Annotated in this window: 22 protein-coding genes and 1 pseudogene; 13 read left to right on the forward strand and 10 right to left on the reverse strand. The window is 71.5% G+C overall.

Features of this window, described 5'->3' with window-relative positions; all coding sequences use genetic code 11:
* The first annotated feature begins 105 nt into the window (after positions 1 to 105).
* The 6 genes from DI272_RS24740 to DI272_RS24765 all read left to right on the forward strand — a co-directional run bounded on the left by DI272_RS24740 (position 106) and on the right by DI272_RS24765 (position 6332).
* Positions 106 to 1278, forward strand: coding sequence for an acyltransferase (locus tag DI272_RS24740; protein WP_258314903.1), 1173 nt, complete (start codon positions 106 to 108; stop codon positions 1276 to 1278).
* Entirely contained in the window at positions 1271 to 2842 is a 1572-nt protein-coding gene (locus DI272_RS24745) for a sensor histidine kinase (protein ID WP_109497472.1), read from the forward strand. Before DI272_RS24740 ends, DI272_RS24745 begins: the two co-directional genes overlap by 8 nt.
* Positions 2839 to 3522 carry a response regulator transcription factor gene (locus tag DI272_RS24750; RefSeq protein ID WP_109497473.1) on the forward strand — a complete coding sequence of 228 codons (684 nt, stop codon included), beginning with the start codon at positions 2839 to 2841 and terminating at the stop codon, positions 3520 to 3522. The genes DI272_RS24745 and DI272_RS24750 overlap by 4 nt, the downstream gene beginning before the upstream one ends.
* Positions 3523 to 3627: 105 nt before the next feature.
* A complete protein-coding gene (locus DI272_RS24755; RefSeq protein WP_258314660.1) occupies positions 3628 to 4983 on the forward strand; it encodes a sensor histidine kinase in 1356 nt (451 codons plus the stop codon).
* Positions 4980 to 5645 carry a response regulator transcription factor gene (locus DI272_RS24760; protein ID WP_109497475.1) on the forward strand — a complete coding sequence of 222 codons (666 nt, stop codon included), beginning with the start codon at positions 4980 to 4982 and terminating at the stop codon, positions 5643 to 5645. The genes DI272_RS24755 and DI272_RS24760 overlap by 4 nt, the downstream gene beginning before the upstream one ends.
* A 114-nt stretch (positions 5646 to 5759) precedes the next feature.
* The gene (locus tag DI272_RS24765) at positions 5760 to 6332 is read left to right on the forward strand and encodes a dihydrofolate reductase family protein (protein WP_109501016.1); all 573 of its coding nucleotides are present in this window, start codon (positions 5760 to 5762) and stop codon (positions 6330 to 6332) included.
* Between the two features lie 76 nt (positions 6333 to 6408).
* Here DI272_RS24765 and DI272_RS24770 read toward each other — a convergent pair whose 3' ends face one another.
* From DI272_RS24770 to DI272_RS24780, 3 genes are all read right to left on the reverse strand, one after another.
* Positions 6409 to 6849, reverse strand: coding sequence for an SRPBCC domain-containing protein (locus DI272_RS24770; RefSeq protein ID WP_109497476.1), 441 nt, complete (start codon positions 6847 to 6849; stop codon positions 6409 to 6411).
* Positions 6850 to 6938: 89 nt separating this feature from the next.
* Complete coding sequence (locus DI272_RS24775; RefSeq protein ID WP_109497477.1) at positions 6939 to 7277, reverse strand: helix-turn-helix domain-containing protein; 339 nt, start codon at positions 7275 to 7277, stop codon at positions 6939 to 6941.
* Positions 7274 to 7738 carry an SRPBCC family protein gene (locus DI272_RS24780; RefSeq protein WP_109497478.1) on the reverse strand — a complete coding sequence of 155 codons (465 nt, stop codon included), beginning with the start codon at positions 7736 to 7738 and terminating at the stop codon, positions 7274 to 7276. The genes DI272_RS24775 and DI272_RS24780 overlap by 4 nt, the downstream gene beginning before the upstream one ends.
* 211 nt (positions 7739 to 7949) lie before the next feature.
* On the opposite strand from DI272_RS24780, the gene DI272_RS24785 reads away from it, so the two are divergent.
* The 4 genes from DI272_RS24785 to DI272_RS24800 all read left to right on the forward strand — a co-directional run bounded on the left by DI272_RS24785 (position 7950) and on the right by DI272_RS24800 (position 10641).
* Positions 7950 to 8387: a VOC family protein gene (locus DI272_RS24785; protein ID WP_109501017.1), complete on the forward strand. Its 438-nt coding sequence runs from the start codon at positions 7950 to 7952 to the stop codon at positions 8385 to 8387.
* A gap of 169 nt (positions 8388 to 8556) precedes the next feature.
* The gene (locus DI272_RS24790; protein WP_109497479.1) at positions 8557 to 9762 is read left to right on the forward strand and encodes a cytochrome P450; all 1206 of its coding nucleotides are present in this window, start codon (positions 8557 to 8559) and stop codon (positions 9760 to 9762) included.
* A gap of 140 nt (positions 9763 to 9902) precedes the next feature.
* Positions 9903 to 10169 (forward strand): 2TM domain-containing protein, encoded by a 267-nt coding sequence (locus tag DI272_RS24795; protein WP_109497480.1) that lies wholly within the window; start codon positions 9903 to 9905, stop codon positions 10167 to 10169.
* A 43-nt stretch (positions 10170 to 10212) separates the two neighbouring features.
* Positions 10213 to 10641 carry a hypothetical protein gene (locus DI272_RS24800; RefSeq protein ID WP_109497481.1) on the forward strand — a complete coding sequence of 143 codons (429 nt, stop codon included), beginning with the start codon at positions 10213 to 10215 and terminating at the stop codon, positions 10639 to 10641.
* 161 nt (positions 10642 to 10802) lie between these two features.
* Here DI272_RS24800 and DI272_RS24805 read toward each other — a convergent pair whose 3' ends face one another.
* From DI272_RS24805 to DI272_RS24820, 4 genes are read right to left on the reverse strand one after another with little or no spacing between them, the layout of a single operon-like run.
* Entirely contained in the window at positions 10803 to 11084 is a 282-nt protein-coding gene (locus DI272_RS24805; protein WP_109497482.1) for a hypothetical protein, read from the reverse strand.
* Positions 11085 to 11094: 10 nt separating this feature from the next.
* Positions 11095 to 11313, reverse strand: coding sequence for a hypothetical protein (locus tag DI272_RS24810; RefSeq protein WP_109497483.1), 219 nt, complete (start codon positions 11311 to 11313; stop codon positions 11095 to 11097).
* A 47-nt stretch (positions 11314 to 11360) separates the two neighbouring features.
* On the reverse strand, positions 11361 to 12929 hold the full coding sequence (locus tag DI272_RS24815; protein ID WP_109497484.1) for an ABC transporter permease: 1569 nt from the start codon (positions 12927 to 12929) through the stop codon (positions 11361 to 11363).
* Complete coding sequence (locus DI272_RS24820; RefSeq protein ID WP_109497485.1) at positions 12929 to 13819, reverse strand: ABC transporter ATP-binding protein; 891 nt, start codon at positions 13817 to 13819, stop codon at positions 12929 to 12931. Before DI272_RS24820 ends, DI272_RS24815 begins: the two co-directional genes overlap by 1 nt.
* Positions 13820 to 13892: 73 nt before the next feature.
* On the opposite strand from DI272_RS24820, the gene DI272_RS24825 reads away from it, so the two are divergent.
* Complete coding sequence (locus DI272_RS24825) at positions 13893 to 14384, forward strand: GbsR/MarR family transcriptional regulator (RefSeq protein ID WP_109497486.1); 492 nt, start codon at positions 13893 to 13895, stop codon at positions 14382 to 14384.
* 3 nt (positions 14385 to 14387) lie between these two features.
* Here DI272_RS24825 and DI272_RS24830 read toward each other — a convergent pair.
* Both DI272_RS24830 and DI272_RS24835 read right to left on the reverse strand, forming a co-directional pair.
* Positions 14388 to 14593, reverse strand: a pseudogene (locus tag DI272_RS24830) (amino acid permease); the annotation flags it as partial.
* Between the two features lie 89 nt (positions 14594 to 14682).
* A complete protein-coding gene (locus DI272_RS24835; RefSeq protein WP_109497487.1) occupies positions 14683 to 15099 on the reverse strand; it encodes a DUF6086 family protein in 417 nt (138 codons plus the stop codon).
* A 46-nt stretch (positions 15100 to 15145) separates the two neighbouring features.
* On the opposite strand from DI272_RS24835, the gene DI272_RS24840 reads away from it, so the two are divergent.
* On the forward strand, positions 15146 to 15607 hold the full coding sequence (locus DI272_RS24840; RefSeq protein ID WP_109497488.1) for a hemerythrin domain-containing protein: 462 nt from the start codon (positions 15146 to 15148) through the stop codon (positions 15605 to 15607).
* Between the two features lie 15 nt (positions 15608 to 15622).
* Here the strand turns inward: DI272_RS24840 and DI272_RS24845 are convergent, their stop codons facing one another.
* Positions 15623 to 16483 carry a diacylglycerol kinase family protein gene (locus DI272_RS24845; RefSeq protein WP_109497489.1) on the reverse strand — a complete coding sequence of 287 codons (861 nt, stop codon included), beginning with the start codon at positions 16481 to 16483 and terminating at the stop codon, positions 15623 to 15625.
* A 219-nt stretch (positions 16484 to 16702) separates the two neighbouring features.
* Here DI272_RS24845 and DI272_RS24850 point away from each other — a divergent pair, with 219 nt between their 5' ends.
* Positions 16703 to 17986: an adenylosuccinate synthase gene (locus tag DI272_RS24850; protein WP_109497490.1), complete on the forward strand. Its 1284-nt coding sequence runs from the start codon at positions 16703 to 16705 to the stop codon at positions 17984 to 17986.
* Positions 17987 to 18028 lie beyond the last annotated feature (42 nt).

Raw genomic sequence — 18028 nt, forward strand, 5'->3', positions numbered from 1 at the left:
CGGCGCCGGCCTGCCCCCTCGCCCCCGCTTTCGGCTCTGCGTTCGGCATCGCGCTGGACTCCGCTCTCGGCCCCGCTCTCGTCCCTTCGCTCGGCCCGGGAGGGCATACGTGAGGGCGCCGCTCGCGTGGACGTCGCCACGCCCGCCGGCCGGGACCGGGCCGTGGACGCCCTGCGGGCCATCGCGATCCTCGGCGTGGTGCTCGGTCACTGGCTGGTGACCGCGCTGGTGGCGGACGGCCGCGCCCTGCACACCGCGAGCCCCTTGCAGCACATGCCCTGGCTGGCCCCGATCTCCTGGGCGTTCCAGACCCTGGCCGTGTTCTTCCTGGTCGGCGGCCATGTGGCCACCCGGAGCCTCGCCACCGCCCGGGCCCGCGGGACGACCTATGGCGCGTGGCTGGCCGCCCGGCTGTCCCGGCTGTTCAAGCCGGTCGCGGCCGTCCTCACCCTGTGGACGGCGGCGGCGGCCGGACTGCTCCTGACGGGCGCCGAGTTCGGCACGGTGCACACGCTGGTCAAGCTGGCCCTGTCGCCCCTGTGGTTCCTCGTGGTCTTCGCCGTGCTGACGGTGGCGACCCCCCTGCTGACCCGGCTGAACCCGCTGTGGCCGCTCGCCGTCGTCCTCCATGTCGACCTGATCCGCTTCGGCCTCGGCGGCCCGTCCTGGCTCGGCTGGGTCAACGTGGCCGCGGGCTGGCTGGTGCCGTTCACGCTGGGCGCGGCCTGGACGCGCGGCGAGCTGGAGCGGCGTCGGGCGGGCTGGACTCTGCTGGCGGGCGGTGCGGTGGCGACGGCGGCGCTCGTCGCGTGGGCGGGTTATCCGACGTCGATGGTCGGCGTCCCCGGCGCCGCGGTGTCCAACCTGAATCCGCCGACGCTGGCCGCCGTCACCTTCGGCCTGGCCCAGTGCGGCCTGGCCCTGCTGCTGCGTAACCGGCTGCGGGGGACGATGCGCCGACCGCTCGCCTGGGCGGCGGTCGCCCTGGTGAACCTCTCCGCGATGACGATCTTCCTGTGGCACCAGACGGCCCTGATGGCGACCACCGCCACCGGACTCCTCGCCGGTCGTCTCCCGGGCCTGCACACCGTCCCGGACGACCTCGGCTGGGTGGCGGCCCGGCTGGTCTGGCTGCCGGTGTTCGCCGCCGTCCTCGCCGTCTGCTGGACGGCGTTCCACGGGTACGAGCAGGGGCGCCGGCGGGGCGGTGGCACCCGGGTGGTGCGGGTCGGTCGCCCGTCCGAGCGGGGTGCGGCGAGGGAGGTGCGGCATGTCTAGGCTGAGCCGCGTGACGGAAACGGGGATCCAACACGTGGTCGCGGGGCGGGTACTGCGCTGGCTGCGGATACTGCGCGACGACCTGTGGACCGCCCGCGCCGATCCGCTGCCCCCGTCGATATGGCTGCGCTGGCTGCCGCACGGCCTGCTGTGCCTGATCGCGTTCGGTGTCACCGTCGCCGGCACGCCCCAGCTCCAGGACAGCGCCGGGCTGGCCTTCGGGTGGGCCTTTCCGCTCTCGCTGGCGCAGGGGTGCGCGGTGCTTCTCGGGATGTGGCGGCCGATCCCGGCGTTCTGGCTGTCGACGACGGCCTCCGTCTGTTCGGCCCTGCTGGTGCACGGCTTGCTCGGTGGTCCGGCCGGGGGGTTCACCTGGCCCTGGAGCACGACCGGGATCATCACGCACGTGGTCGTGCTGCTGCTGCTCGCCCTGCGGGTGCGGGCCCGGGTCCCCACCGAGGCGCTGGCCCTGACCGCACTGCTCACCTATGTCCTGCAAGGACTGTGGGGCGGTCCCGACTACACGAGCACCGGGGTGCTCACGTTCTTCCTCTGCGCGGTGGCCGTGGTGCTCGGTGCCGCGCTGCGCGGTCGCCGCGAGGCCCGCGCGCAGCTCGTCGAGCAGACGTCGCTGACCGCCGAGGAGCGGGCCCGGCGCACGCTCCTGGAGGAACGCAGCCGGATCGCCCGCGAGCTGCACGACGTCGTCGCCCACCACATGTCCGTGATCTCCATACAGGCGCAGGTCGCCCCGCACCTCGTCGAGAACCCGTCCGACGAGCTCAAGGAGAACCTGGAGGGCATCCGGGAGAACGCGCTGGAGGCGCTGACCGAGCTGCGCCGGGTGCTGGGTGTGCTGCGCTCGGAGCACCCCGACACCCCGGACCCGGACGGCGCGCCCGGCACCGGCATCGACGCCGGTTATGCCCCGCACACTCCGCAGCCCACCCTCGACCGGCTCGACGCGCTGGTGGAGAACACCCGGGCGGCCGGGCTGACCGTCCAGGTCGACGTGACGGGCACCCGGGGGCCGCTGCCGCAGGGCCTGGAGCTGTCGGCGTACCGGATCGTGCAGGAGGCACTGAGCAACGTCCTGCGCCACGCGCCCGGCGCGACCGCCACCGTCCGGCTCGTCCACCTCAAGCACGGGGTGGACGTCCGGGTCACCAACTCGCCGCCCACCCGCCCGGCGCCGCTCTCCCGGGGCGCCGGGCACGGCCTGCTCGGCATGCGGGAGCGGGCGGCGATGCTCGGCGGCACGCTGCGCGCGGGGCCGGCGCCCGACGGCGGCTTCGAGGTGGCCGCGTACCTGCCGACGGCACCTCCGTGGGCCGAACCCCCCACCTCCGCCACCGCTCCCGCTCCCACCTCCGCCACCGCCCCCGCTCCCGCTCCCACCTCCGCCGCCACCGCCCGTGCCCCTTCCTCCGCGGCCTCCGGCCCTACCGCCCGTCGCCCTTCCGCCCCGGCCTCCGGCACCACCGCCCATCACTCGTCCGCCCCGGCCTCCGGCCCTACCGCCCCTGACCCTTCCGCTCCCGCCTCCAAGGACGACTCCGCATGACGAGCAGCCCCGACAGCCCCATCCGCGTACTGATCGCCGACGACCAGCAGATGGTCCGGCAGGGCTTCACCGTGCTGCTCAACACCCAGCCCGACATCGACGTGATCGGGCAGGCGGTCGACGGGCTGGACGCGGTGGCGAAGGTCGCCGAGCTCGCGCCGGACGTGGTGCTGATGGACATCCGCATGCCGGAGCTCGGCGGGATCGAGGCCACTCGCCGGATCACCGAGGCGACCCCGCAGATCAGAGTGCTGGTGCTGACCACCTTCGACCTCGACGAGTACGTGTACGAGGCGCTGCGCGCGGGCGCCTCGGGCTTCCTGCTGAAGGACGCCTCCGCCGACCAGCTCGCGGAGGCGGTGCGGGTGGTGGCGGCCGGTGACGCGCTGCTCGCCCCCGGCATCACCCGGCGGCTGATCACCGAGTTCTCCCGCCTCGACAAGCGTCCCCGGACGCCGCTGAAGCAGCGCGTCGGCGATCTGACCGAGCGCGAGACGGAGGTGCTCGCGCTGATCGCGCAGGGCCTGTCCAACGCGGAGATCGCCCAGCGGCTGGTGGTGGCCGAGCAGACGGTGAAGACGCATGTGGGCCGCATTCTGGTGAAGCTGGGGCTCAGGGACCGGACACAGGCGGCGGTGTTCGCGTACGAGTCGGGGCTGGTGCGGCCGTCGGGGTACTGACGCGCGGATCACCCCGGCCGGGACCCGTAGTACTTGAGGGGGAGGCGGAGGGACCCATCTCACTGGTGACGACGCGCACCCCCGGCCGCGCCTACCGTTTTCAGCGTGACCGAGACGACCGAGACGCACGCAATGCCTCCGCACGGGGGCGGACACGAGGCGTACAAGCCGCGCAGCCCGGAGGTCCGGGCCGCCCTGGACGCCCTGCGGGGCCTGCGCCAGGACCTGTTCCACGACGCCTTCGCCTACCGCCCGCTGCCCCGCATGGCCGTGGACGGCCCCCTCACCCGCCGGCTGTCCGGCAGGGCGAGGGAGTACGCGGCCTGGACCCCGCACGCGGTGGTGGCGACCGCCGGTGTGCTGGCCATGTTCAGTGCCTGGGCGAGCGGCCAGGGCACCGTGGCGGCGGTGCTGTGCGGCCTGTTCGCGCTGGCCCCGGTGCTGGTCACGCTGATCAGGCCGGTCGGCGCCTTCTGGCTCTCCCTGGCCTCGACGACGGCCGTCGCCGTCCTCGGCACCAGCTGGTCCAACTGGCCCTGGCTGCCCGGCAGTTTCGTCTCCCATCTGACGGTCCTGACGGTCGTGGCGATACGCACCCGGCCGCGCACCGCGGCGTGGATGTGGGTGCTGACGGCGGTGTACGGCTTCCTGTGCGAGACCGTCTTCGGCTGGGGCCACTACGCCACCAACACCGGACCGATGCTGGTCGTCTCCGCGATGATCCTGCTCGTCGTCACGGTGGGGCACATCCGTCGCACCGCGGAGCGGGAGGTGACCGCCCAGCAGACCGTCACCGCGCACGAACGCTCCAAGCGCACCCTGCTGGAGGAGCGCTCCACGATCGCCCGGGAGCTGCACGACGTGGTCGCGCACCACATGTCGGTCGTCGCCATCCAGGCGGAGGCGGCTCCCTACCGGGTGGAGAACCCGCCGCCGGAGCTGGAGCGGGCCTTCGCCACGATCCGCGAGAACGCGGTGGCGGCGCTCACGGAACTGCGCCGGGTCCTGGGTGTGGTCCGCGCCGAGGACTACGAGGCCCCGGACGCTCCGCAGCCGACGCTCGCCGACCTCGACGGGCTGCTGGCCAACGTCCGGGACACGGGCCTGACCGTGCGGAAGACGGTGACGGGTGCGGTGCGCGAGCTGCCGCAGGGCGTGGAGCTGTCGGCGTACCGCATAGTCCAGGAGGCGCTGAGCAACACCTTGCGCCATGCGCCGGGCGCGACCGCCCAGGTGGAGATCGGTTACGTCCTCGGCGGCCTGGGCCTGCGCATAGTCAACGGTCCGCCACCCGCCGGGGCGCTGCTGAAGCCGTCCCCCGGCGCCGGTCACGGCATCACGGGGATGCGGGAGCGGGTCTCGATGCTGAACGGTGAGATGACGGCGGGCGGAACGGACGAGGGGGGTTACGAGGTGGCGGTGTACCTGCCGGTGCCGAGTGCGAGCGAGGGTGACGCATGACCATCCGCGTGCTGATCGCGGACGACCAGATGATGGTGCGCGAGGGCTTCTCGGTGCTTCTCAACGCGATGCCGGACATCGAGGTCGTCGGTGAGGCGGTCAACGGGCGTGAGGCGGTGGCGAAGGTCCGCGAACTGGGCCCGGACGTGGTCCTGATGGACATCCGCATGCCGGAGTTGAACGGCATCGAGGCGACGCGCGAGATCGTGGCGGCGGACGGCGCGGCGAAGGTGCTGGTGCTGACGACGTTCGACCTGGACGAATACGTCTACCAGGCGCTGAAGGCGGGCGCCTCGGGCTTCCTGCTGAAGGACGCCTCGGCCCGCCAACTGGCGGACGGTGTCAGGGTGGTGGCCTCGGGGGAGGCCCTGCTGGCCCCTTCCGTGACCAGACGTCTGATCACGGAGTTCTCGAGGCTTTCCGCCGCCCCCCGCCTGATGTCCTCCGCCCATGGGGCCTACGGCGACCTCACCGAGCGCGAGACGGAGGTGCTGGTCCTGATCGCGCAGGGCCTGTCGAACGCGGAGATCGCCGAGCGGCTCATGGTGGCGGAGTCGACGATCAAGACCCATGTCAGCCGCGTCCTGGTGAAACTGGGGCTGCGGGACCGGACGCAGGCGGCGGTGTTCGCGTACGAGGCGCGGTTGGTGACGCCGGGATAGGGGCCGGGGAGGCGTTCGAAAAATAGGGTGGGCTTCAGCCGATGAGTTCCTTCATGATCAGCGGTCTTAGATCACAGTTGGACACGAGACAGACAGATGACGGAGAAACCGATCATGCGCACTCTCATCAGCACCGCTTTCATCTCCCTCGACGGAGTCGTGGAGGCCCCGGGCGGCGAGCCCGGTTACCGGAACGCCGGGTGGACCTTCAAGGACATCGAGTTCCTCCCCGAGGCGTTCGAGATCAAGGGCCGTGAGCAGCAGGAAGCGACGGCGATGCTCATGGGGCGGACCAGCTACGAGGCGTTCAGCCCGGTGTGGCCCGACATGGAGGACTTCGCCGACTACAAGGTGATGCCGAAGTACGTGGTGTCGACGACCCTCACCGAGGACGACCTGGTCTCGAACTGGGGCGAGACGACGATCCTGCGTTCCCTCGACGAGGTCGCCGAGCTGAAGAAGACCGAGGGCGGCCCGATCATCGTCCACGGCAGCGCCTCCCTCAACCAGGCCCTCGCCGACGCCGACCTCATCGACCGCTACCACCTCCTCGTCTTCCCGGTGCTCCTCGGCGCCGGCAAGCGGCTCTTCTCCACCACGGACAAGGACAAGCAGCAGCTGAAGCTGGTCGAGCACGAGGCGTACGCGAACGGCCTGCAGAAGAACGTGTTCGACGTCGTGCGGTGACGGGGCTGCCGGGCTGCCCGGCTGCCCGGCTGCCGGTCTGGGGGCCGCCGGGCTCGCCCCGCCAAGTGCGGAGTCTCTAGTGCCAGTTGCTGATCTGGACGTCATCCGGCGAGGGCTCGCCCTTGCCGGTCTCGACCAGCTTCTTGAGGCTCATCAGGTAGGTCGCCCACTTGGTGCTGCAGTGGTACATGAACTCCACCGGCTCCCTCCAGCCCTCGTGCCGGAACAGCACGATCGTGAAGTCGTCCTCCTGCTTCAGTTCGAAGCGGACCCGGGTGCCGATCCATTCCTCGGGCCCCTCGACGACCTCCCAGACCAGGCGCTCGGCGGGCTGCGCCTCCAGGACCTTCATGGCGAACCCGCCGGGCACGAAACGGAACCGTATGACTCCCCCGACGCGGGGGTCGCCCTCCGTGTCCTGCGTCCACCAGTTCGCGAGTCCTTCGACGGTGGTCAGCGCCGCGTAGACGGCGTCGGGGGAGGAGACGACTCCGATCCTGTGCTTGATGTCGAGCATCTCGATACCTCTCTCTGGTGTCGTGCGGACAGTGCTGTGCGGTGAGCGTCCGGCAGGGCGCTCGGCAGGTCGTCCATATGGCTCCCGGCTCAGTTCTCCCGGTCGCGCTGGATGGCCTCGGCGATCCGCTTGATGCGATGCAGCCGGGCATCCCAGGCCGCTCCGACCGACGTCAACTGAGCGACCGCACGGGCGAGTTGGGCCTCGTCCACCTCGTAGCGGCGCTCGCGCCCGGACGGGGTGGCGTGGACCAGGCCGACCCGGTGGAGTACGCCGAGGTGTTTGGCGACCGCCTGCCGCGTGACCGGCAGCCGTTCACTCAGTGAGGTCGCCGTGCCGACGCCGTCGGCCAGCATCAGGTCGAGCATCCGGCGCCGGGTCGGGTCCCCGACGGCCGACCACAGTTCGTCGTCGACGGTGACGCTCACGGCGTGGACACCAGCCGGTCCGTGTAGGCGACGAGGCGCGGCAGGAAGTGGTCCCAGCCGTTGACGTGCTCGCGGTACGCGTTCTCGAGCACGGCCGCCTCCCAGCCCTTCTCCCGGAATCCCGTCTCGGTGAAGCGCAGCAGCGTGCCCGAGCCCGACGGGACCAGGTCGAAGGTGACCAGCAGCGAGTTGGCCGGTGTCGCGACCTCGCCCTCGTCGTACACCCACCGGAAGGAGAACCGCCGGGGCGGATCGGCCTCCACCACGGTGAGTGAGACGACCGTGGCGTCCGGCGCGCTCGGGTCCCCGAACGAGATGACCCCGGTGGCACCGGGCACCGGGGTGAGCTCGGCCTCGTCCGGCCACCACTCCCTGAGGTGTTCCGGCCGGCTGACGACCTCGTAGACCACCTCTGGCGTGGCGCCGATGCGGATCTCCCGCTCGATGCTGCCGTACTCCATCCGGCTCACCCAACTCTCTCGCAACCTTTGGTTGCGCATCACTGTAACCCCCGAGCCTGTTACGTGCAACCATCGGTTGCACGTCGCTTGCTTGCGCCGACTCCGCCCGCGCGGTGTAGCGATGTACCCGCACGCGCACCCGGGTCTGCCCCTCACCCCCACCCCGTCCTCCTCGGCCCTCATCAACCACCTGAAGGAAGAAGCCCCCCGCATGGAACAGCGAGTCACCCTCATCACCCTCGGTGTCTCCGACCTCGCCCGCAGCAAAGCCTTCTACGAAGCCCTCGGCTGGCGTGGCCAGGAGGTCCAGGAGACCGTCTTCTTCCAGGCCGGCGGTCTCGGACTGGTCCTCTGGGGCCGGGACAAGCTCGCCGCCGACTGCGGTCTGGAGGCCGGCAAGGAACCGCCCTCCTTCGGCGGCATCGTCCTCGCGCACAACGTGCGGTCCGAGGCCGAGGTCGACGAGTTGCTGGCCGCGGTCGCACGAGCCGGCGGCACCATCACCAAGCCCGCCGCCCTCAACGAGATCGGCTTCTACTCCTCCGCCTTCACCGACCCCGACGGCCACGCCTGGGAGATCGCCCACAACCCCGGCTTCCCACTGGCACCCGACGGCACCCTCCCCCTCCCCACCCTCACCTCCCCGTGACCCGCGGCCTCCGCCGCCCCCCCGGTGTGTGGAGCGTTTGTTTCGGGGGCGAGGGCAAAAGCCCAGGTCGGTGTGGGCGGTCGTGAAACAAACGCTCCAAACGACGCCCACCCCCGCCCCCGCCGCGGGCGGGCTGGTCAGGAGGGCCGGGGCGGATTAGCGTCCGGGCATGGCCTCCTTTGACCCGTGGGACCCGGACTTTGTCGGCGACCCGTACCCCTCCTACGCCGACCTGCGCGCCAAGGGCCGCGTGCACTACTACGAGCCCACCGATCAGTGGCTCGTCCCGCACCACGCCGACGTCTCGGCGCTGCTGCGGGAGCGGCGGCTGGGGCGGACGTATCAGCACCGGTTCTCGCACGAGGACTTCGGCCGCACCCCGCCGCCCGCCGAGCACGAGCCGTTCCACACCCTCAACGACCACGGCATGCTCGACCTGGAGCCCCCGGACCACACCCGCATCCGCCGCCTGGTGTCGAAGGCGTTCACGCCGCGTACGGTCGAGCGGCTCAAGCCGTATGTCGCGCGGCTCGCCGGGGAGCTGGTGGAGCGGCTGGTCGAGAAGGGCGGCGGCGATCTCCTCGCCGACGTCGCCGAGCCGCTGCCCGTCGCGGTCATCGCCGAGATGCTGGGCATCCCGGAGGCCGACCGGGCGCCGCTGCGGCCCTGGTCCGCCGACATCTGCGGGATGTACGAGCTGAACCCGCCGGAGGACGTGGCGCGGAAGGCCGTACAGGCCTCGGTCGAGTTCTCCGACTACCTGCGCGCGCTCATCGCCGAGCGCCGCACGGCCCCCGGCGACGACCTCATCTCCGGTCTCATCGCCGCGCACGACGAGGGCGACCGGCTCACCGAGCAGGAGATGATCTCGACGTGCGTACTGCTGCTGAACGCCGGGCACGAGGCGACGGTCAACGCGACCGTCAACGGCTGGTACGCCCTGTTCCGCAACCCCGGCCAGCTCGCCGAGCTGCGCGCCGACCACTCCCTGATCCCGTCCGCGATCGAGGAGTTGATGCGCTACGACACCCCGCTCCAGCTCTTCGAGCGCTGGGTCCTGGACGACATCGAGATCGACGGCACGACGATCCCCAGGGGCGCGGAGATCGCCATGCTCTTCGGCTCCGCCAACCACGACCCGGCCGTCTTCCGGGACCCCGGGCGCCTCGACCTCACCCGCGCGGAGAACCCGCACATCTCCTTCAGCGCCGGCATCCACTACTGCATCGGCGCCCCGCTGGCCCGTATCGAGCTGGCCGCCTCCATGACCGCTCTGCTGGAGAAGGCACCGACCCTGAGCCTGGCCGCGGAACCGGCGCGGAAGCCGAACTTCGTGATCAGGGGGCTCGAGGGGCTCAGCGTCGAGGTGGGGTAGACCGGGCACCGGCCCGAGGCTGCTGTGGCGTGGGGACCAATGACCCTCCTCGCGGGACGAACGGCCCCGAGCGGTTTCCGGCCCCGGTGTGACGATGAAAGTGAGTCCACATTCCCGAGGGGTCCCGAGGGGGTGACGTCATGAGTCACACTGCCACGTCACCGGAGTACGACCGGGCGAAGGCACGTGCCGAGAAGAAGCGGAAGTACCGCGGCGACCTGATGGGGTACGTCGTGATCAACGCATTCCTCGTCGTGGTCTGGGCGGTCACCGGCCTCGGCTACTTCTGGCCGGGCTGGGTGCTCGGAGCGTGGGGAGTGTTCCTGATCCTCTCCGCCTGGGATTTGTACTTCCGCCGCGATGTGACCGACGAGGAGATCCAGCGGGAGCTGCGCGGCCACAAGTGACCGTGTTCCGCGCGGACGGTGGAGGTGGAGAGGGGGAGAGACGATGCGCCTCCCGAGGAGAGACATCATCGCCACCGCGTTGGTGGCCGCGGGCGCAGTGGTCTACCTGCTGAAGGCCGCCGATGCGGTGCTGCCGGGCACGGGAGGCACGCGAGCGGCTGCGGCGATCATTCTCGCCCTGGGCTTCGCGGCCTCGGCGTCGGCGGTCGTGCCGGGGTTCGAGGAGCTGTGGCACGGCAGCAGGGTCTACTTGGTCGCCGCGTCCCTGTTGGGCGTGGTCGCACTCGTCGGCGGGGTGCTGACGCTGGCCGCTGCTCGTGACACCGCGCTGGCCGTCCTCATGGCCGCGACGACGGCACTGTGGCTGATGGCCACGATCCGGCACGCCGTCCTCGCCAGGGCAGCGGCACCGTTGTCGGCCCCCGCGCCTTCGAGCCCGGTCGCCGGGAAGGAGGGGCATCCTGCCGTCTGACCGCGGCGGGCGGCCTCCGGCAGCAGGACGGATGCCGCCCGATGCGGCGCTGAGCCGACCTCATGACGCCCCCAGGCGTCGGGCCGCGAGCAGGACCTCGTGGACGGCGCCCGGGGGTTCGAGGGCCATGAAGCCCGCCTCCTGGCCCTGGTGGCAGATCTTCAGGCGGGCCCGTCGGTGGCCAGGCGCAGTTCGGGCCAGGGGTACGCCCACAGGAGGTTGGCGTGCTCCCGGAGCTGTAGGTGCCGGGAGGTCAGCAGCAGCTGGAAGGGCGGGTTCTCGTACTGGGTCGGGGCCCGCCGGGGCGGGTGCGGCGGCCGCACCTTGTAGGTGCTGAGCAGCAGCTCGCCCGGCGCGAGTGTCTCGGCCCGGAGGGCGTTCTCACGGCCCGTCCGCGTCCCCGCCCAAGACTCGCCGGAGCGCCGGATGGCTGCATCCTGCACGGAGTTGCCGTCATCGTCCGATCCGGCGGGCCAGGGCCCAGGCCGCAAGGGCGACGCCGGTTCCGCCGAGCACAGCGAGCGGCAGTTCGGCGTAGAGCACACTCCAGTCCGGGCTCTGCTCGAACCGCCAGAGCCGGGCCCGTACGTCGACGGACCACACCGCCAGTCCCGCACCGGCGCCTGCAGCCGCGGTCAGACACCCTGCCGCGGCCTGTGCACGTTGTCCCATGCCCAGGACGGACGCGAGCGGGCCGCGCGCGGGTTCCCGGCGTCCCGTCAGGTGGTCAGATCCCGTCGCCGCACTCCGGACAGCCCCGCGGCCACCAGCACCACCGCCAGCCCCAGCAAGGCCACCACCGGCCCCCAACTCATCTCCGTACCAGGCAACTTCGGCAGATGTCCGAACGGCGACAGGTCCAGCACCGCCTGCGGAGCGTCCAGCGCCGGGCCCACCCAGCCGATCAGCAGGACCGCGCCCGCCACGGCCCATGCCGCCGGAGCGGCCCGCGGCAGCAGCCCGTACAGCGCGACCGCCAGGCCGCCGATCACCCACACCGCGGCCACCTGGACCAGGCACGCGCCGAGGATCGGGCCGATCTCCTTGCCGTAGCCGGCGGCGAAGCCCAGGCCGGTGATCAGCATCAGGAGCACCGAGCCGCCGAAGGCGACGACCAGATGGCCGGCGGCCCAGCCCAGGCGGCTCACCGCGGTCGCCAGGACCGGCTCGGCCCGGCCCGAGGTCTCCTCGCCGTGCAGCCGCAGCACCGAGCCGACCACGTACAGCGCGGCGATCAGGCCCATCATCCCGACCATCGACGCCAGGAACGCGTCCTCCAGGCCGCTCTGGCCGCCCATCCGCTCGAAGATCTCGCGCGCGTTGTCGTTGTCGCCGACCAGGTCCGCCACGCCGTCGGTCAGGCCGCCGTAGACCACGCCCACGACGAAGAACGCGGCGCTCCAGCCGTACACGCTGCCCCGCTGCAGGCGCCAGGCCAGCGCCCCCGCGGTGCGCAGCCGGCCGGTGGGCGGGCCGGGGCGGGTCGGGAAGAAGCTCATGCCGACGTCCCGGCGGGACGCCAACTCGTAGGCCAGTCCGGCCTGGAGCAGCACCGCCGCGGCGAACAGCACGAGCAGCCACCAGCGTTCGTCCGCGTACGGGCGCAGGTTCTCCAGCCAGCCCAGCGGGGACAGCCAGGTCAGGACCGAACTGCCGTCGTCCGTCGCCGAGTCGCCCGCCGCGCGCAGGACGAACGCCAGGCCCAGGACGGCGGAGGCGAGGCCGCGCGTCAGCCGCGCGCTCTCCGTCAGCTGGGCCGCGATCGCGGCCACCGTGGCGAAGACCATGCCGACCGCCGCCACCCCGAGGCCGAGCGCGAGCGCGCCCGCGGCTCCCTGGCCCGCGAGGCCCACCGTCACCAGCAGCGCGAGGACCGCGTTCGCGACGGCCGCCGCCAGCAGCGCCGCCGTCAGCGACGCCCTGCGGCCCACCATCCCGGACGCCACCAGCTCCTGCCGGCCGCTCTCCTCCTCGTCACGGGTGTGCCGTACGACGATGAGGAGGCTCATCACCGCTGCCAGCAGGCCCGCGTAGACCCCTGCGCGCCAGGCCGTCAGGGCGCCGAGCGAGGTGTCGAAGACCGGGCCGATCAGGGCGCGGAAGGACGCGTTGGTCTCCACCTGGCGGATCAGGTCGGCACGTTCGGACGCGGTGCCGTACAGGCCCTTCAGGGTGTTCGGCATGGAGAGGACCATCAGGGCGTTCACCGCGACCCAGACCGGGATCATCAGCCGGTCGCGGCGCAGGGAGAAACGGAGCAGTACGCCGGTGCCCGCGAGGGTGGTCATCACGACGCCGCCTCCTGGTAGTGGCGCAGGAAGAGCTCCTCCAGGGTCGGGGGCGTGGAGGTCAGCGAGCGCACGCCCGACTCGCTCAACTGCCGCAGGACGGCGTCGAGTTTGTCGGTGTCCACCTGGAGGCTGACCCGGTGGCCCTGGACGTCCAGGTCGTGGACGCCGGGCAGCGAGGACAACCCGTTGGGGGCGCCCGCCAGTTCGGCCGACACGCTGGTGCGGGTCAGGTGGCGCAGGTCGGCCAGCGAACCGGTCTCGACCGTACGGCCGTTGCGGATGATGCTCACCCGGTCGCACAACTCCTCGACCTCGCTGAGGATGTGGGAGGAGAGCAGGATCGTGCGGCCCCGGTCGCGCTCCTCCTCCACGCAGCGCTGGAAGACCTCCTCCATCAGGGGGTCCAGGCCCGAGGTCGGTTCGTCCAGGATGAGCAGGTCGACGTCCGAGGCGAACGCGGCGACCAGGGCGACCTTCTGCCGGTTGCCCTTGGAGTAGGTGCGGCCCTTCTTGGTGGGGTCGAGTTCGAAGCGGTCGATCAGGTCGGCGCGGCGCTTGGCGTCGAGCCCGCCCCGGAGCCGGCCCATCAGGTCGATGACCTCGCCGCCCGACAGGTTCCGCCACAGGGTCACGTCGCCGGGGACGTAGGCGATCCGGCGGTGCACCTCGACCGCGTCCGCCCACGGATCGCGGCCGAGTACCTGTGCGGCGCCCGCGTCGGCGCGCAGCAGGCCGAGCAGGACCCGGATGGTGGTGGACTTTCCGGCGCCGTTGGGGCCGAGGAAGCCGTGCACCTCGCCGGTCTCGACCGCGAGGTCCAGGCCGTCGAGCGCGTGGGTCCGGCCGAACGACTTGTGCAGTCCGGAGACCGTGATTGCCTTCGTCATTCTTCAGAACGTACGCTACATTCAGAAATTTGTGAAGTTAAGGAAGCGTATGAACGCCGGATAGGGTGAGGGGATGAGTGACGTGGCAGGTCGGGACCCCGAAGCGGTGTCGAACTTCGTGGAGCGGTTCGCCGCGCAGCTCGTCGAGGCGGGGCTGGCGCGCATGCCGGCCCGGGTCTTCGCCGCGCTGCTCGCCTCCGACAGCGGCGCCCTGACCTCCGCCGAGCTGAGCGAACGGCTCCAGGTCAGCCCGGCCGGGGTCTCGGGGGCGGTGCGCTATCTGTCCCAGGTGCACATGCTGTCGCGGGAGCGCGAGCCCGGCTCACGCCGCGAGCGGTACCGGGTGCACAGCGACCAGTGGTACGAGGCCCTCACCAACCGCGAGGCGATCATCAAGCGCTGGGAGGACGCCCTGCGCGAGGGGGTGGCCAGCCTGGGGGCCGAGACACCGGCCGGCCGCAGACTGGCCGAGACGCTCGCCTTCTTCGAGTTCATCGAGAAGGACGTCGCCGAGATGATGACGCGCTGGCAGATCCACCGCGCCAAGCTGTTCGGCGAGCGATAGCGGTCAGCGCTCCTTCGTCTCCTCCAGGACCGTCCGGCCGAGGAGCTGGTGACGGACCGGGTCCCGGCGCTTCACGTACTGCGCGTACCCGACCCCCGCCGCCGCGACCAGCGCCACCAGCCACGGGGCCGCCTTCAGCACCGGCGAGCCGGACTCCCTACGCCCGCCGCGCCCGTGCCGGACACCAGCAGCGCCACGACCGCGAGCATCTAAGGCTGTCCTGCGCGTTGGCGGCGGGGAAGCCGGCGGGGCTGACGGGGAGGGCGCAACACGACGCCGATGACGGGACGACCGACGACTACCGAGGCATCCCGCGCCGCAGCAGGCCGGCCCGCTCGCGCAGGCGTACGGCCCTGTCCTGGGCGTCGGGCAGGGGCACCTGGATGTCGGTGAGGCCCGTGAGCCGGTCGGTCGTCACGGAGGGCCGCACCTCGACGCCGGCCCGCTCGGCGAGCACCAGCACCGTCGCGACGAAGCCCTCGGAGAGCGCGTCGATGATCGAGTGCCGGGTGCGGTCGTGGAGGTCGAGGAGGGCATTGACGTACGGCTCGAAGGCGGCCGGATCGATCTTGCACTCGTCGTTCTCCATGGGCCCGAACCCGGAGGGCACGCCCAGCTCCTCCTCGTACAGCCGCACATGGCGCAGGAACAGGCGGGCGGCTCCGTTGGAGGGGTTCCACAGGGTCTCGTCGCCTACGTCGAAGTACTGGCTCATGTGCCCTCCCGGTGTGATCGGCGGACCGGCACGGTAACAACGCCCCATGTGCCACTACTGCGGTTGCCGTGAGATTCCGCTGATCAAGGAGTTCATCGCCGAGCACGAGCGGGTCACCGACGCCGCCGGGGACGCCCTGCGGGCGCTGGAGCGCGGGGAGCCCGGGCGGGCGCGGGAGCTGGTCGACGCGATGGCGGCCGAGCTCGACAGCCACTGGCGGGGCGAGGAGAACGGGCTGTTCGCGGTGATGCGGGCGGACCCGGAGTACGCCGGCTACATCGACGCCCTCGTCGCCGAGCACCGTGAGCTGGCCGCGCTGCTGCCGACGCTGGACCTCGCCGACCCGGGTGACGTGCACACGCTGACGGAGGCCGTGCGGGAGCTGCACCACCACATCGCCAAGGAGGAGGACGGCCTGTTCCCGGCGTCGCTGACGGCACTGTCGGGGGAGGAGTGGAACGCCTCGATGGCGGCGTGGCGGGCGGCGCATCCGTCCCCGGAGGCCTGAGCTTCCGCGCGCACCTCATCGCCCCGGCAACGTCAGCCCCAGCGCCCCCTCCCACACCGTCCAGGTCCGGCGCCGTACCGGGCCCGCCACGCCCGCGTCCGCGCGGTAGCGGAAGTCCGTGCCGGTCACCGTCACCGTTCTGCCGCTGGCCCGCAGCAGGGACGCCTCCGCGCCCACCGACACCGGCCGCACCTCGACCTCGGCGAGACCCGACGCGCCCGGTGTCACCGACACCGCCTCCACCGGCTGGCCCAGGTCGACCAGCGTCACCCCGTCCACCTCCACCCGGAGCCGGGAGGGCCCGGGCGCGGGCGGCACGGGCTCGCGGGCGGGCCGGGCCGGGACCAGGGTCCGTACCAGGGTCTGGCAGGTCCGCAGCCAGGGCCGGCCGGGAACGGGCGCCGGCCCTTCCGGCTCCTCCTCCGGTGCCGACGGCACGCCCAGCGGCGGGATGCGCAGCGCGCCCAGCACCACCCCGTCGCTGTCGTCGACGAGCAGGTCGAGCCGCCGCTCCACCCCGTCCAGGACCGTCCGCGCGGCGGCCACCGCGCCGGTCGGCACGCCCAGGGCGCGGGCGACCGTGAGCGCCCCGCCCACCGGCACGAAGGACAGTGCACATCCGGCCAGCTCCCGCTGCCGGTGCAGCAGGGACACAGCACGCATCAGCGCCCGGTCGTCGCCGACGACCACGGGCCGCCGCGAGCCCCTGCGGGCGAGCGCGCGGGCGAAGTCCTCGGGCCCCTCCGGCAGGCAGACCTTCATGGCCGCACCCGCGCTGAGCACGTCTTTCGCGATCCGGACGGACTCGCCGTCCGTCCTGCGGGCGACCGGATCGATGACCACCAGCAGCTGATCGGAAGTCGCTGAAGTCGCCACCTCGGTCCTGCCTCGCTTCCTCGGGTAGCATCTTTGTGCAAGAGCCCCTTGCGCTATTGCGCCAGGGGCTTCGTCTATTCCGGGGCATCCGGGTCCGACGGGTTCACGGCCGACGACGGCCGGAGGTGGCCGAAGCAGGTCGCCAGGGTACGAGGCACAAGGCCGTGTCACGTACGCCCCCGACCTTGGACATGCCCCGCCCGGAAGGGGTGTACGCGCGTGCCCGCACTTGTGCTGCTCGGTGCTCAGTGGGGTGACGAAGGCAAGGGAAAGGCGACGGACCTGCTAGGCGGGTCTGTCGACTATGTGGTGCGCTACCAGGGCGGCAACAACGCCGGTCACACGGTGGTCGTGGGCGATCAGAAGTATGCCCTGCACCTGCTCCCTTCCGGAATCCTGTCCCCGGAGTGCACTCCGGTCATCGGCAACGGTGTCGTAGTCGACCCGTCGGTCCTGTTCTCCGAGCTGAACGGGCTGAACGAGCGAGGCGTCGACACGTCCAAGCTCCTGATCAGCGGTAACGCTCACATCATCACGCCGTACAACGTCACCGTCGACAAGGTGACGGAACGCTTCCTCGGCAAGCGGAAGATCGGCACCACCGGGCGCGGCATCGGCCCGACCTACGCCGACAAGATCAACCGTGTCGGCATCCGCATCCAGGACCTCTACGACGAGTCGATCCTGACCCAGAAGGTCGAAGCGGCCCTCGACGGCAAGAACCAGCTGTTGACCAAGGTCTTCAACCGCCGCGCCATCGAGGCCGGACAGGTCGTCGAGGAGCTGCTGTCCTACGCGGACCGTCTGAAGCCGTACGTCGCCGACACCGTCCTGGTGCTGAACCAGGCGCTGGAGGCCGACAAGGTCGTCCTGTTCGAGGGCGGCCAGGGCACCCTCCTGGACATCGACCACGGCACGTACCCCTTCGTCACCTCCTCCAACCCGACCGCGGGCGGCGCCTGCACGGGTGCGGGCGTGGGCCCGACGAAGATCAGCCGGGTCATCGGCATCCTGAAGGCGTACACCACGCGTGTCGGCTCCGGCCCGTTCCCGACCGAGCTGTTCGACGAGGACGGCGAGGCGCTGCGCAGGATCGGCGGCGAGCGTGGTGTGACCACGGGTCGTGACCGGCGCTGCGGCTGGTTCGACGCGGTGATCGCCCGCTACGCGACCCGCGTGAACGGCCTGACCGACTTCTTCCTCACCAAGCTCGACGTCCTCACCGGCTGGGAGCAGATCCCGGTCTGTGTGGCCTACGAGATCGACGGCAAGCGGGTCGAGGAGCTGCCCTACTCCCAGACCGACTTCCACCACGCGAAGCCGGTCTACGAGACCCTCCCCGGCTGGTCCGAGGACATCACCAAGGCGAAGTCGTTCTCCGACCTGCCGAAGAACGCCCAGAACTACGTCAAGGCGCTGGAGGAGATGTCCGGCGCTCCGATCTCCGCGATCGGCGTGGGCCCGGGCCGGGACGAGACGATCGAGATCAACTCGTTCCTGTAGGACGTATTGCTGTAGGGCGTACGCGCGCCTGTGGGCCGGTCA

The sequence above is a fragment of the Streptomyces sp. Act143 genome (genome assembly GCF_003143935.1).
Classification (GTDB): Bacteria; Actinomycetota; Actinomycetes; order Streptomycetales; family Streptomycetaceae; genus Streptomyces.

What these genes read in the sequence shown, in the direction of transcription:
- DI272_RS24745 (WP_109497472.1), top strand. Translation starts at nt 1,271, where the DNA reads ATGTCTAGGCTGAGCCGCGTGACGGAAACGGGGATCCAACACGTGGTC.
- DI272_RS24750 (WP_109497473.1), top strand. Translation starts at nt 2,839, where the DNA reads ATGACGAGCAGCCCCGACAGCCCCATCCGCGTACTGATCGCCGACGAC.
- DI272_RS24760 (WP_109497475.1), top strand. Translation starts at nt 4,980, where the DNA reads ATGACCATCCGCGTGCTGATCGCGGACGACCAGATGATGGTGCGCGAG.
- DI272_RS24765 (WP_109501016.1), top strand. Translation starts at nt 5,760, where the DNA reads ATGCGCACTCTCATCAGCACCGCTTTCATCTCCCTCGACGGAGTCGTG.
- DI272_RS24770 (WP_109497476.1), bottom strand. Translation starts at nt 6,849, where the DNA reads ATGCTCGACATCAAGCACAGGATCGGAGTCGTCTCCTCCCCCGACGCC.
- DI272_RS24780 (WP_109497478.1), bottom strand. Translation starts at nt 7,738, where the DNA reads ATGGAGTACGGCAGCATCGAGCGGGAGATCCGCATCGGCGCCACGCCA.
- DI272_RS24785 (WP_109501017.1), top strand. Translation starts at nt 7,950, where the DNA reads ATGGAACAGCGAGTCACCCTCATCACCCTCGGTGTCTCCGACCTCGCC.
- DI272_RS24790 (WP_109497479.1), top strand. Translation starts at nt 8,557, where the DNA reads ATGGCCTCCTTTGACCCGTGGGACCCGGACTTTGTCGGCGACCCGTAC.
- DI272_RS24795 (WP_109497480.1), top strand. Translation starts at nt 9,903, where the DNA reads ATGAGTCACACTGCCACGTCACCGGAGTACGACCGGGCGAAGGCACGT.
- DI272_RS24800 (WP_109497481.1), top strand. Translation starts at nt 10,213, where the DNA reads ATGCGCCTCCCGAGGAGAGACATCATCGCCACCGCGTTGGTGGCCGCG.
- DI272_RS24810 (WP_109497483.1), bottom strand. Translation starts at nt 11,313, where the DNA reads ATGGGACAACGTGCACAGGCCGCGGCAGGGTGTCTGACCGCGGCTGCA.
- DI272_RS24815 (WP_109497484.1), bottom strand. Translation starts at nt 12,929, where the DNA reads ATGACCACCCTCGCGGGCACCGGCGTACTGCTCCGTTTCTCCCTGCGC.
- DI272_RS24820 (WP_109497485.1), bottom strand. Translation starts at nt 13,819, where the DNA reads ATGACGAAGGCAATCACGGTCTCCGGACTGCACAAGTCGTTCGGCCGG.
- DI272_RS24825 (WP_109497486.1), top strand. Translation starts at nt 13,893, where the DNA reads ATGAGTGACGTGGCAGGTCGGGACCCCGAAGCGGTGTCGAACTTCGTG.
- DI272_RS24835 (WP_109497487.1), bottom strand. Translation starts at nt 15,099, where the DNA reads ATGAGCCAGTACTTCGACGTAGGCGACGAGACCCTGTGGAACCCCTCC.
- DI272_RS24840 (WP_109497488.1), top strand. Translation starts at nt 15,146, where the DNA reads ATGTGCCACTACTGCGGTTGCCGTGAGATTCCGCTGATCAAGGAGTTC.